Raw genomic sequence first — 13289 nt, 5'->3', positions numbered from 1 at the left:
AAAAAACGCCTGCAGTGATGCAGGCGTTTTTACTTATAGCAACGTTGATTTAGTGTTATTTTCGTTGACGGAAACCACGGCCACTTAAGATGGTTTTTAGTACGTCTTTTTCTCTTAATCTACTCATCCCGACATAAGCAACTGGAACAAGAAATAGTGAGAAAAATGTGCCGGCGGTTAATCCTCCCACTAAGACCAAACCAATATTTACGCGACCTAATGAGCCAGGACCTGATGCAAATGCCAGGGGTAGAGCACCTAAAATCATGGTTAATGATGTCATTAAAATTGGACGTAAACGTGAGCGAGCACTATGGATTGCCGCCTCAATGGCAGTTTTACCATGCTTACGTTGCTCATTGGCAAATTCAACCAGCAAGATCCCATGTTTAGTGACCAATCCGACTAAGGTTAATAAGCCTATTTGTGAGTAAATATTGAGGCTTTGACCAAAGACCCAGAGGGTCAAAACAGCGCCTACAATACACAAAGGAACGGTAAGAAGGATGATCAGTGGATCAACGAAACTTTCAAATTGCGCAGCTAAGATCAGATAGATGAAAATGAGCGCCATTAAGAATAACGTTTGTGTACCATCTTGTGAGTCCATTAATTCTTTAACCACACCGTCGTAGGCATAGCTCTGTGAGTCATCAAGTAGCTCAGGTACATTTTCATCAATGTAATTACGGACATCACTCGCAGTATAACCTGGCATTAATGTCGCTGTGATCTCAGCACTATTTTGTCCCATATAAGTTTTAAAACTGGACTCAGATGTTACTGCTTTAATTGAAACGAATTCAGACAAAGGGATATTTTGTCCCGATTCTGACGCTACATAAAGCTTATCGATAATATCAAAGTTACCCAGATCTTTACGGTTTACTTGAACGCGAATAGGGTAGGTATAGCCGTCATCAGCCTGTAAGTTTGCCGCTTTCAATGAGCCAAGGAAGGTCGATAGTGCATTGGTTACGTCAGTATAAGCCACGCCTGACAAGATGATTGCGTTACGGTCAATGCGTAAGTCATATCGCAGTTGATCTCGAAGTAATGAGCTTTTAACACGAGTTAAGCCTTTATACTCACTTAACTTTTTAACGATACGGTTAGCGGTGTCATTAAGCTTTGTATTATCTCGATTAACGGTTTTAAGCTGCAGTTTCAAATTGGTTGCTGCATTTAGACCATCAGCAGAGCGCACACTAAATGACATACTGTATGCAGACAGAGTACTTGCTGCTTTTTCAGTTAACTCAGCTACAATCTCATCTGCCGGTTTAGTACGTTTGCCCCAAGGTTCGAGTAAAATATGATTGGATGGTGTTGCTTCGATATAAGATAAATTTGCAGCAATATCTTTGTTATCTTCCATAACCGTATTTAGCTCAGAGTTATGCTTAATATGATAACGACGACCGACACCGGTCGGTGCTTCTGAACTACCATCAATAAAGCCAGTATCTTCTATTGGCAACAATACTTGTGGCATCGACCATACCGCAACACCCGAAAGTGCGATAAGTGCCAGTGCAATACCCCCCATCAATGCTTTACGATCAAACCATTTAGATAATTGTTTCGTGTAACCTAGTGATAGTTTGTGAATATGCTTATCAATTGCAGCAAACCATTTAGGTTGTTGTGCTACCGGTTTAATTAAATACGCACACATCATCGGTGACAGTGTTAATGCAACCATACCTGAGATGATCACTGATGCTGCAAGAGTAAAAGCAAATTGGCGGAACAGATCAGCTGTCATACCTGACATTAAACCAATAGGCAGGTAAACCGCTGCAAGGGTCATTGTCATTGCTATTACTGGGAAGATAATTTCATTACTGCCCTTAATGGCGGCATTAAGCGGTGTTTCACCTTCTTCTATATAGCGATAACAATTTTCAACCACCACGATAGCATCATCAACCACAAGGCCGATCGCAAGAATAATGGCTAAAATAGTCAGCACGTTAATGCTGAAACCAAGAAATGACATTACTGCAAAAACACCAATAATACATACAGGGATAGTGATAATTGGGATTGATGCAATACGCAGTGAACCAAGGAAAAGTACCACAATTACGGATACTAAAACGATAGCTTCAAAGAGGGTATGGAAGCCTTGGTCGATAGATTCTTGAATGAAATCGGCTTGGTTATAGACCATCTTCATTTCTAAGCCATCTGGCAAGTGTTGCTGCATCTTGGTGATTTCAGCTTTTACACGAGCAGCTACATCAACCGGGTTCTCACTTTTCAGTGGTAGCACCTGCAGTGACATTGCAGTTTCACCATTCACTTTAAGTTTGCTTGGTGTCAGGCTATTTTCACCCATTTTGACATCAGCCACATCTTTGATGCGAATGATGTTGCCATCATCGACGCGGATAACGAGATCTTGTACATCTTTAACACTGGTTACTTGAGTCACTGGGTTAATTTGGAAATTACGCGCTTCACCAACGATCTGACCAACTGTGAATGATGAACTGTATGCACTGAGTGTTGTTACAATATCAGCGGGCTTAACATTGAGTGCCATCATACGGTTTGGGTTCAGCCAAACACGGACAGCTTTTGCTGCACCACCATACGGTCCATATACCCCACCAACACCTTGAATATGTCTAAACTGTGGTTTGATTTGCTGGCCAATGAAGTCGTACATCTCTTGCGAACTCATCTTCCCTTTATTGATAAAGGTAATAATGTTACTAGCTGAGCCCTTATCACCGGAATCATCGGTAACCGTCGGTTTATCAACCATACTTGGTGGAAAATCAACGATAGCTTCAATGCTACTACGTAACTTATTCATTAAGTTCGCATATTCAACATCAGTAATACCATCGCTAAATTTTACATTTAATGTACATTTACCTTGGGTACAGTCAGTCGTCATAATATCGACGCTTTCTAACCCTGTTGCGGCATTAATTAAATGTGTTGCGACATTTCGTGACATGAAGTCTGCGCTAGCGCCATCAATACTGGCGGTAACCGTTGCTTTAGGCGTGTTGTGATCAGGGAAATATTGAATTGCAAGTTTTTGGAAAGAAAACAAACCAATAAGAATAATTGCAATACTTAACACTGAAGCAAAAACAGGATGTTTAATACAGACTTCAGGTAGTCTCATTGCTCTGCTCCTTCACTGATTTAGTTTTTTCCTGTCCTGCTTTTGCTGGATCGGTTGTTTTCTTTTTTTGCTCTTGTGCAGGTGCATCAGCTGTTGATGCTTGAGTCTTGATGATATTTACTAAAGTTTCATCATCAATTTTTTGATGACCAGTGACAACAACAATGTCATCTACCTTTAAGCCTTTTTCAACAATTACATAGCCATTATTAAGGTTGTTACCTAAAGTTAGGTAACGCTTAGTAGCAACATTATTTTTATCAACGACCCATACGTAACGATCTTCATTATGAGCAAGAATCGCGTTTTGTGGCGCGACAATTCGATTAGTTCGACCATTCACCATTTGGCTCACTTGAGCAAACATACCGGGTGCTAGAATATGATCTGGGTTTTCGATACGAGCATGAATAGCCACACGTCCCGTGTTTTTATTAACGGCTGGTGCGACGTAATCAACAATACCGTTAAATATCATATCCTTGTATGCTTCAACAGTCACAGTGATGGGCTGGCCTTTTACTGCTTTACCAAGATCGTTTTGGCTAATGGTGTAGGAGACTTCAACAGGGTTGAGGTTATAAATACTTACCAGAGGTGTTGTTGCATCAATCATACTTCCTGCTGATTTAGTGAAGTTGGTCAGTTCACCATCAAAAGGAGCGGTAATGGCATAATCTTTCAAAATGGCTTGTTGCTGGCGGTAATCGGCCGCTGCAAGGTTCGCGGCATCTTGAAGCTCTTCAAAATCTTGCTTAGATAATGCGCCAGGTTGTTTTCTATTTAACTCAGCAACACGTTTTACTTTGTTTCTTGCTGTAGTTAAAGAACTTGCCGCTTTATCTAAATCAGCTTTTGCTTTACTACTATCTAGTTTTGCAATTAGTTGACCTTTTTTAACCACATCACCATCTTTAAAGTTTATGGCAACAAGTTTACCGGGAGTACTGAATGTGAGTTCAGCAAAATCAATCGCATTGATTTTACCTACTTCATTTAATGTAGCGACAAACTCTTTGGTAGAGATAGGCTCGACAGTAACAGGAACTGCTTGTTGTTTCTCGTCATCTTTTGCGTGAGCAAAGTTCGATATTGTTAAAGCCATAAGGGTAAATAGGAGTGGGGATAATTTTTTGTAGTGCACGTCGTATAACTCTCTTATTTCAGGATAAGGGTGTCAATCTTAGTTAATGTATATTAAATAGCCATATGAATTGTCAGTGAATGGTTAGCTTATTATTGCATCTTGGTGCATATCTATTTGGATATCGGTTATATTTCTAATTTAGCTGATAGGAATTCAGATACAAAAAAACCGTAAATAGATGCTTCTATTTACGGCTTTAATTTTGGGTTTGCGCTTATTTTATGAGCAATTATGCTGCTAGGTTTTTAGCAACGAAATCCCAGTTTACTAGTGACCAGAAACCATCCATGTAGCTTGGACGTAGGTTGCGGTAGTCGATGTAGTAAGCGTGTTCCCATAGATCAACAGTTAGTAGCGGTGTTACGCCTTCTTCTGTGATTGGGCAACCAGCGTTAGAAGTGTTAACGATAGCTAGAGAGCCGTCAGCGTTCTTCACTAACCAAGTCCAAGAAGAACCGAAGTTGTTGATTGCTGAATCTGTGAATTTTGCTTTGAACTCAGCGAAAGAACCGAATGCTTTTTCGATTGCTGCTGCTACTTCACCTGTCGGTTCGCCGCCAGCGTTAGGCGCTAAACAGTTCCAGTAGAACGTGTGGTTCCAAACTTGAGCCGCATTGTTAAATACACCGCCAGTTGAAGTTTTAATGATGTCTTCAAGTGACTTTTCAGCAAGCTCTGTACCTTCAACAAGGCCGTTAAGCTTAACAACGTAAGTGTTGTGGTGCTTACCGTAGTGGTACTCTAGAGTTTCTTGAGAAATGTGTGGCTCAAGAGCGTTCATTGCGAAAGGTAGAGCTGGTAATTCAAATGCCATTGCTCAATTCTCCATATTGGTTTGGTGGCGTTTGCCACGACATTATTGCTTCCAGTAAGCATCGAGGCTTACTTAATTTATTTTTTGAATCTGACCGTTTTATTTTAGCAAGTTTTTTCTTTATTAAAAGACTTGGCTATAAAAAAATACCCTATACCTCGCTAGAGGAATCGTCAATAACCTTTTAATTATAAAGGTTAAATGATGCTCTGATTAAAGATTGGATTAAAAGCAGTCGGTTAGGTGCGGGAAAGTATTTTTATTGGTGACGATAACCAAGTAGAATGGTAGGGTTTAAGTAATTACTATTAAAGTTGTACGAGGAAGCTATGGAAACTATCGACAAGATCAAGCAGCAGATCGCTGAAAACCCAATTCTACTTTACATGAAAGGTTCACCTAAGCTACCAAGCTGTGGTTTCTCATCTCAAGCGTCTCAAGCGCTAATGGGCTGTGGCGAAAAGTTTGCATACGTTGATATTCTGCAAAATCCAGATATCCGTGCAGAACTTCCAATTTACGCACAGTGGCCAACATTCCCACAATTATGGATTGAAGGTGAGTTGATCGGTGGTTGTGACATCATTCTTGAGATGTTCCAAAAAGGTGAGCTTCAGCCACTAATTAAAGAAGCAGCAGCACGTCGCGACGCAGCTTCAGCAGAGTAATTCTTCTGTAACGCCAATTGCTTAAGGTGATATGATTTTGAAGTCTTTCACTTTTAGGCAATAAAAAACCGCCAAATTTGGCGGTTTTTTTGTCGCTAAGGAAGGCTTATAGCACCATAGATGCTAACCAACCAAATCCAATTAATGGCAAGTTATAGTGGATGAATGTTGGTACAACCGAATCCCAAATATGATCGTGCTGACCATCCGCATTCAAACCTGATGTTGGACCTAAGGTTGAATCTGATGCTGGAGAGCCCGCATCACCTAATGCCGCTGCAGTACCTACTATCGCAATGGTTGCCATTGGTGAGAAACCAAACGATAGACAAAGCGGTACGTAAATTGTGGCTAGAATTGGAATGGTGGAGAATGAAGAACCGATCCCCATGGTGACTAATAAGCCCACAACCAGCATTAGCAGTGAAGCAAGAGGTTTGTTATTACCAATCACAGCTTCAAGAGAATTCACTAAGGTTTCAACCCCGCCAGTTGCTTTCATGACGGCTGCAAACCCTGCTGCTGCAATCATAATAAAGCCGATCATCGCCATCATATGAACACCTTTGGTAAACACATCATGGGTTTCTTTCCACTTAATGACGCCCGTGAAAGTAAACACCATAAAGCCAACAAGACCACCGATGATCATCGAGCCACTGTATAATTGTGCGCCTAGTGCGGCAAAAATAGCAGCAACTGCGACATAGACATGACGCATGTCGATTTCTTTTTTCTCGGGCTCACTGGCAAGAATTTTCTCAACAGAATATTCGCGAGGTTTACGGTAGCTGACAAAGGTTGCAAGAAGTAAACCAAATAGCATGCCACATGCAGGTAGGATCATTGCGACAGGTACTTGACTTGCTACGACATCTAAACCGTTATCGTGTAGGTTTTTTAATAAGATGTTATTTAAGAAAATACCACCGAAGCCAATAGGTAGCACCATGTATGGCGTAACTAGACCAAATGTCAGTACACAAGCAATTAGACGACGATCTAGCTTCAGTTTGGCAAAGACATGCAGTAGTGGCGGAATAACAATTGGGATGAAAGCAATATGAACCGGAATAACGTTCTGAGAAGAAATGGCAAGTAAGACTAGAATGATAAGAACGCTGTATTTGACGCCCGTTGCAGCCGCGGCGTTATCATGCCCACTGATTTTCTTGATCACTTTTTGTGCTAAGATATCAGTAATACCAGAGCGTGAGATTGCAACGGCAAACGTACCGAGCATGGCATAACTTAGCGCTGTGGTTGCACCGCCACCAAGACCACCTTCAAAGGCTGATACCGCATCAGTGAGAGACATTCCACCAATAAGGCCGCCAACAATGGCACTAAAGGTTAGCGCGACGACCACATTCACTCGCATTAATGCGAGTATCAGCATGATACATACCGCTATAACTACAGGGTTCATAAAGCTTTGATCCATCCGTTTTATTGGGTAATTGTGAACTACACGAGTTTGACTGTTTCAAAGTGAGTACATAATCACAGAAATAGAGGGGTGAAATAACACCGTTTTTATCAGTTTGCTTAATTTTTTGCACATGTCGAGGACAAAATGTGTTTTGCCGCACATTTTATTGAGGTTGTATGATTTTAAATCACTTAAAAGGAGGTTCTAGAATGGATTATCAGGCAATAAAAAGGCTAGCAGAATGCTAGCCTTTGGTTATGAGAGTTACTGCAATTAGTTAGTCAAGCTGGTAAATAAAGCTTGGCTCAGCAATAGGTAATGACCCATTAGATAAAAACGATATTGAATTTGCCTGCATGTCTGCAATTGATGTTGCAAAAGATTCAAAACCTCCTTGTGGGGCGGTTAGCAGTGCTCCATGAAAACTATTGGCTTGTTTATAAAGAACAGCCCGCTTACCAGTAGTTTCTGTTGATTCTCCAGATAGAATATCAAAACCACCATATTGAATCATAGGTATAGTACCTGCGACTTGGGATGCTAATACTTTATCACTGCCAAATGGCCCATTAGGAATAACAGTATCTCCTTGTGCCATGGATAAATAAACTGGAGTAGTTGAAATATCGTTGATTAAGTTAGCTGGATCTGTTGTATCAAGAACGCTTTGAGCAGCATAAGCAAAAGTATTGAAAAATATCTTATTGCATGTGTTCTCATCTAAATTTTCACAGCTACTTGCTTTAAAGGCTGTATAGCCCTCGCTAGATTTTAGACTTGATTGAATCGTACCGCCAAACTCATCTGAGTTGAATAAAAAGTAAGCTATTCCACCACCTGGAACATCAACATGACTACGAGTTACACCAAATAACATCGCTTCTTTTTCAGGATTATCAGGTAATACTGGTTTTTCCATTGTTGCGGTATAAGCAATACCAACGATACCGCCAAGTGAAACACCAAGATACCCAACACCAGACTTTGAGTCATTAGCTAAAGATAATTTTCCTAACTCACCATAAAGGCCATCAATCACAGGTTGAGAAAGCGTTGCTTTAGTTCCGAATAGCAGGCCAAGTGCAGCACGTAAACTCATCAAATCAGAAACTGATTGACGAATATTATCTCTTGCTACAGGAAGTCGTTGAAGGTTCATATAAGCAAGACTTTGAACACTATCATCGCCAAACTTAGTATTCCATCTATCACCATGAAGTGGCAGGTCTATGCTAATTATTGCTTGGCAGTTTGAAGCTAATGTAACTGCTGAGTAATAATCAACACTATCATTGTTGCTGGTAAAGCCATGACCAAAAATGCTCACTGGAATATTTGAGGGATCACTACAGTTAGCAGTTGTTGCTGGCATGTATAAGTTGTAGGGAACATCTGCCACTGACCTTAGTTGTGGGGCTGGACTGAACTTAGTAATTAGACGCTCTGCGTCAAGTTGCTGAGTTTTATCTTGATCCAAATAGAGCTTTGTATTGAGTAGTTTTTGAATTATGGATAATTGCGCAGCGTTATCTTGTGGGTTTTCTGCTAAATATGCTAACTCCTCAGCGGTAATATTAAGTTCAGCAAGTTGGGCTAATAAAATAGCACTGGTTGTGTCTTGTCGACTAATCACATTTAATATTTTAGCGAGACTAGGCGTTGCACTTTTCCATGTCTGTGTGAGGAACTCATCAGGGGTGGTATTAGCACCAAGAAAATAAGGCAGTTTTACAGTACCTGTATATTTTTTCACACCTGAATCAAATGATGTATCGAGGGTTGGCATCGTAAAGCTAAATAGTGAAGTTGTATTGATATCACTTCCCCAGAGTGAAGATGCATTTCCTGGACCAGTAGCACTTGTAGTTGAAGCAACAGCTTCTGCTGATAAAGCGATAGCGGCTTTAGCTGCATATAACCCGTCGCCAACTGATTCTGTTGTAAACCATGTAGAGAAAATTATCTTATCTTTATTTACTCCTGTTGTGGATGTAATTGTATTTTCTGTAGCGTGAGTGATTGTTTGTGCTGGTATTAGCGCTGGAGAGGGAGGTGTCCCACTAGCTTTCAATACCGCATAACTTCCAGATGTTCCAACAGCCATTCCTTTTTCATCTTTAAGAGAGTTTGTTACAGCAAACATATAATTAGATGATGATTTTAGAGGCTTTAAGAGTGAAATAACTAAGGATGAACCCTGAGTTGAAACCACATAGTCAATACCATATTCTAAGGCCGAAGGTGCAGTTGAGTCTGTTGTTGATGTTGGATCAAAAGATTCAATCATCACAAAACTATCTGGAGATGGCTCTGTTGTAAGGTTATTACCAGTGAAGTTAATAGTAATCGGTTCTAATGTCCCCCAACCGTCAATTTTACCTAATGCTACGGATGGGTTACTAATGTCCGTGAGGTATTCACTATTTTGTTCATTATCACTTGTCAGGTTACTACCATCTGTCGCAATAGTGCCATCATAGCTATCCATCGCTAAATAGGTCGGGGTGACAATAACTGGCGAGCTTGGATTTGAGATAATATCAAAGTTGACTTTTGTTTCTGCATTTAGGCTGTCAGCAGTATCGGGATCAATCGTAGGGGCGCCCGTTGTTTTGCTGTCGCCACCACATCCTGTTAGTCCCAAGCTAGCAGCTATAATGATCGATAAAAAATGCTTGTTCATAGTATTCCTTACTTTCAATTCTTAGTTCAGTCTTGGGTTAAAAAGTGTAATTAGCTTGCGCGGCACCGATGAAAGCATCGCTGGTTGCGGTGAAGCTATCACCTGCTTCAGTAAATGTGCCGTCTTTGCCGTAGACATAACTAACGCCTAGATCAAAACTCAATTGGTCGCTGTATTTATAGCTTGCTCCTGCTGAGTACCAGAAGCGGTCAGTATCTGGAATACTCAATGTTGCTTTACCGCCTTGCTCATCGTAAGCAAAGCCGGCACGTAACGTGATTTGTGGATTAAGATTGTATGTACTACCAATAGCCCAGCGGAATGCATCGTCATATTTTTCTTCTTTCAATAAGCAGACACCGGGTAGTTGTCCCCCAAAGTTACATTCACTGCTGGTTGCTTTTAGCTCAGTGAATTTACTCCATTGGGTCCAAAATATACTGTAGTGCAAAGCGAATTGGTTATTGAGTTGGTGAAAGCCTGAAAACTCAGCGGTAGCAGGGAGGGGGGCTGCAAGTTTTGCGTCGATGGTTGAACCACGGCGATTGGCACCGAGAACTTGTCCTGAGTAATCAGTAAAGTCACCGTCAAAATCAAGGTCAACTTGTGAACGGTAAGCTAAGCCAAAACGGTTATTCTCATCAATTTCAAATAGCGTGCCTATATTCCAGCCAAATGCCCATGTCTCTCCTTCCATATTAATGGTTTTGTCGCTGGGTTTTATTGCAGGATAAAACGGTAGTGCATTCTTACCATAATGGCGGTAAAGCTCAGCATGTGCATAAACAGCACTAACACCAACACCGATACTCCATTGGTCATTGAGTTTATAGGCAACACTTGGGTTTAAGTTTATGGTGAGCAGTGAGGTTTTACCTGCGGATGTGCCGTCATAAAAATCATCAGGGTAATCGGTTGTAACCCCGTAATTAGAGAATAAAGACATCCCCCAAGACAAACGATCATTCAGTGGTTGAACAAAGTAAGTTGAAGGTACAAATGCCAGAGGTGCGACATCTTCGGCTGTTTGTTCACCTGCTGGGGCATCATGTGCAGTGACATCAATATTAGGTAAAACAAGACTTCCTTGTGCAGAAATAGCCATTTTATCGAACTTTGTCATGCTTGCAGGGTTACGTGCAAGAACACCAGGGTTATCAGCAATAGCAGCTTCACCTGCAAATGCACGCCCTAAACCCGTTGCAGATTGTTCTGAAACTTGGAAACCAGCCGAGTAAGCCTGCGTTGAAAATAATGCAGTGGTTACGGCAATGGTGAGATAACGTTTTTTTACGGACATTATACTGCCTCTCTATATGTTGTTATTTAGCTTCTTATTCGTCCCTGAAAGGAAAAACAAAGATTAAGTACAAGAGTGAGTATAAGACCGGATTTCATTTATGTTAACTAAATGTTACGTGAAAATTAATGCTAATTTCATGTATTTAACATATTTTTAAATTGAGCGTTTAAAACGTTTAATTTAAAAATCTATAAATAAAAAAAGCATAAAAAAAAAGCTCATAAAAATATGAGCTTAGAGGAGAATTTTGCGGTTTAGATGGGCGATAGATTTAGTTGCTATCCATGTCTTCTGTTTGAGGTGCCATTAAAGGCCAGCCACCTAACTTTTTCCATTTGTTAACTATTTCACAAAATAGCTCAGCGGTACGTTCTGTATCATACAGCGCAGAATGTGCTTCACGATTGTCAAATGGGATATTTGCTGTTTGACATGCTTTCGCTAATACCGTTTGACCAAATGCAAGCCCACTTAATGCGGCGGTATCAAACGTTGCAAACGGGTGGAAAGGATTACGCTTTAATTTTGCACGCTCAGATGCCGCCATAACAAAGCTGTGATCAAACGTTGCATTGTGCGCAACCATAATGGCGCGAGAACAATCAGAGGCTTTTTGTTCTTTACGGATCTGCTTATAGATTTCTTTTAAAGCGTGCTCTTCAGATACTGCACCACGTAATGGACTAAAAGGATCACGGATCCCATTAAAATCCAACGCTTCTTTATGTAAAATCGCGCCTTCAAAAGGAGATACATGGAAGTGGATGGTTGTTGCTGGCTTTAGCCACCCATCTTCATCCATTTGTAATGTAACGGCGCAGATTTCAAGTAATGCATCTGTTTTAGCGTTAAATCCCGCGGTTTCTACATCAATGACGACGGGAAAGTAGCCGCGAAAGCGACTTTTTAATGTATTGAATTCGTTATCTTGGCTCATAACACTGCTGTCAAAATAAAGGAATGGGCTATTATGTCAGATCCATCCCTTGATACCAATTTGATCTGATGTATAAACAAAAATGGTCTGTCTCTTTTTTCTTAATGTGAAACGGGTTCTGAATTGTTAAAGCAATGGATGTTATGGTCGATATAAAGAAAGGTTTAATTAGTATCAATTAAAAGTCAGCCTTTATATTTCGAGACGTTAGATTAAGACATTTGGATAATGACATTTCTTATTTTTAAAATATGGCCTAGGTCATTGTATATATTGATTTTATTGTTTTCATTGCCAAGTTTGGCGGGGAAGCAATATATCGCATCGCCTAATCAGTCACAGTGGAATGTTATTGTTGATACGCCGCTAGAGTGTCGCTTGTCACATCATATACCGGGTTACGGTGACGGTGAGTTCGTAGCACGTTCCAGCAAAAAACAATCTGTTGCCTTTGAATTAAAAATGTATCGTCCGATGGGAGAAACACGAAACGTACGTCTAACTTCTATGCCTGCTCGTTGGATGCCTGGTGATTCAGCCAATACCATGACACGACTTAAATTTTTTAAGCAGTTTGATGGCTATATTCAAGGGAAAACGGTGTGGAATATGCTTGCTGAATTAGAAGATGGGCGAAATCCTACATTTATGTATCAAGATTGGCAGCGACAAAATCGCCCATTAGAGGTTGGATTATCTGCCGTTTCGTTTCAAAAAGGTTATCAATCATTTAGCCAATGTCTGAGTAAGCTATTACCTTATGGATTTGAAGATATCGCATTTTCTGTCCTCCACTATAGTGAAAATAGCGACACATTAAATAAAATATCACAACAACGTCTGGCTCAAATTGCCGACTTTGTTCGCTATTCTGACGATATTGATTTGGTTTTAGTTGCCGCGTTTAATGATTCGATTGCCGGTACTACGGAAAGCCAAGAGATGTCAGAGCGACGAGCTGACAAACTGCGTCAGTATTTTCAATCGTTAGGGTTACCTGCCGAGCGTGTTCAAGTAGAAGCGTACGGAAAGCGGCGTCCTATTGCTGATAACTCAACCCCTATCGGACGAAACTTAAATCGTCGAGTTGTGATTTCATTAGGACAAAGTCCGATTTATTAATCAGTAATGGAAAACTGGATGGGATGGGGCTCGTT

At 40.6% G+C, this 13289-nt stretch carries 9 protein-coding genes; 2 read left to right on the top strand and 7 right to left on the bottom strand.

Going from position 1 to position 13289, the window contains the following annotated elements; all coding sequences use genetic code 11:
• Positions 1-55: 55 nt before the first annotated feature.
• The 3 genes from C9J45_RS04045 to sodB form a co-directional block, all read right to left on the bottom strand.
• Complete coding sequence (locus tag C9J45_RS04045; protein ID WP_107292171.1) at positions 56-3148, bottom strand: efflux RND transporter permease subunit; 3093 nt, start codon at positions 3146-3148, stop codon at positions 56-58.
• Positions 3135-4292 (bottom strand): efflux RND transporter periplasmic adaptor subunit, encoded by a 1158-nt coding sequence (locus tag C9J45_RS04040; RefSeq protein ID WP_107206135.1) that lies wholly within the window; start codon positions 4290-4292, stop codon positions 3135-3137. Before C9J45_RS04040 ends, C9J45_RS04045 begins: the two co-directional genes overlap by 14 nt.
• A gap of 232 nt (positions 4293-4524) precedes the next feature.
• Positions 4525-5109 carry a superoxide dismutase [Fe] gene (gene sodB / locus C9J45_RS04035; RefSeq protein WP_107206136.1) on the bottom strand — a complete coding sequence of 195 codons (585 nt, stop codon included), beginning with the start codon at positions 5107-5109 and terminating at the stop codon, positions 4525-4527.
• A 329-nt stretch (positions 5110-5438) separates the two neighbouring features.
• Between sodB and C9J45_RS04030 the strand changes: the two genes are divergently transcribed.
• Positions 5439-5777: a Grx4 family monothiol glutaredoxin gene (locus tag C9J45_RS04030; RefSeq protein WP_107206138.1), complete on the top strand. Its 339-nt coding sequence runs from the start codon at positions 5439-5441 to the stop codon at positions 5775-5777.
• Positions 5778-5883: 106 nt separating this feature from the next.
• Here the strand turns inward: C9J45_RS04030 and C9J45_RS04025 are convergent, their stop codons facing one another.
• From C9J45_RS04025 to rnt, 4 genes are all read right to left on the bottom strand, one after another.
• Positions 5884-7206, bottom strand: coding sequence for a Na+/H+ antiporter family protein (locus C9J45_RS04025; protein ID WP_107206139.1), 1323 nt, complete (start codon positions 7204-7206; stop codon positions 5884-5886).
• Between the two features lie 280 nt (positions 7207-7486).
• Positions 7487-9892: a VolA/Pla-1 family phospholipase gene (locus tag C9J45_RS04020; protein WP_107292170.1), complete on the bottom strand. Its 2406-nt coding sequence runs from the start codon at positions 9890-9892 to the stop codon at positions 7487-7489.
• A 37-nt stretch (positions 9893-9929) separates the two neighbouring features.
• Complete coding sequence (locus tag C9J45_RS04015; RefSeq protein WP_107290488.1) at positions 9930-11192, bottom strand: outer membrane protein transport protein; 1263 nt, start codon at positions 11190-11192, stop codon at positions 9930-9932.
• A 274-nt stretch (positions 11193-11466) separates the two neighbouring features.
• Positions 11467-12132: a ribonuclease T gene (gene rnt / locus C9J45_RS04010; RefSeq protein WP_107245882.1), complete on the bottom strand. Its 666-nt coding sequence runs from the start codon at positions 12130-12132 to the stop codon at positions 11467-11469.
• Between the two features lie 228 nt (positions 12133-12360).
• Between rnt and C9J45_RS04005 the strand changes: the two genes are divergently transcribed.
• A complete protein-coding gene (locus tag C9J45_RS04005) occupies positions 12361-13254 on the top strand; it encodes an OmpA family protein (RefSeq protein ID WP_107206143.1) in 894 nt (297 codons plus the stop codon).
• Positions 13255-13289 lie beyond the last annotated feature (35 nt).

The organism is Photobacterium sp. GB-1, assembly GCF_003026165.1.
Lineage (GTDB): Bacteria > Pseudomonadota > Gammaproteobacteria > Enterobacterales > Vibrionaceae > Photobacterium.
Note: the sequence above shows the minus strand (reverse complement) of the source record. Positions and strands in the feature narration are given on the sequence as shown.

Coding starts and splice junctions, on each gene's coding strand:
- sodB (WP_107206136.1), bottom strand. CDS start 5,109: ATGGCATTTGAATTACCAGCTCTACCTTTCGCAATGAACGCTCTTGAG.
- rnt (WP_107245882.1), bottom strand. CDS start 12,132: ATGAGCCAAGATAACGAATTCAATACATTAAAAAGTCGCTTTCGCGGC.
- C9J45_RS04030 (WP_107206138.1), top strand. CDS start 5,439: ATGGAAACTATCGACAAGATCAAGCAGCAGATCGCTGAAAACCCAATT.
- C9J45_RS04005 (WP_107206143.1), top strand. CDS start 12,361: ATGACATTTCTTATTTTTAAAATATGGCCTAGGTCATTGTATATATTG.
- C9J45_RS04015 (WP_107290488.1), bottom strand. CDS start 11,192: ATGTCCGTAAAAAAACGTTATCTCACCATTGCCGTAACCACTGCATTA.
- C9J45_RS04020 (WP_107292170.1), bottom strand. CDS start 9,892: ATGAACAAGCATTTTTTATCGATCATTATAGCTGCTAGCTTGGGACTA.
- C9J45_RS04045 (WP_107292171.1), bottom strand. CDS start 3,148: ATGAGACTACCTGAAGTCTGTATTAAACATCCTGTTTTTGCTTCAGTG.
- C9J45_RS04025 (WP_107206139.1), bottom strand. CDS start 7,206: ATGAACCCTGTAGTTATAGCGGTATGTATCATGCTGATACTCGCATTA.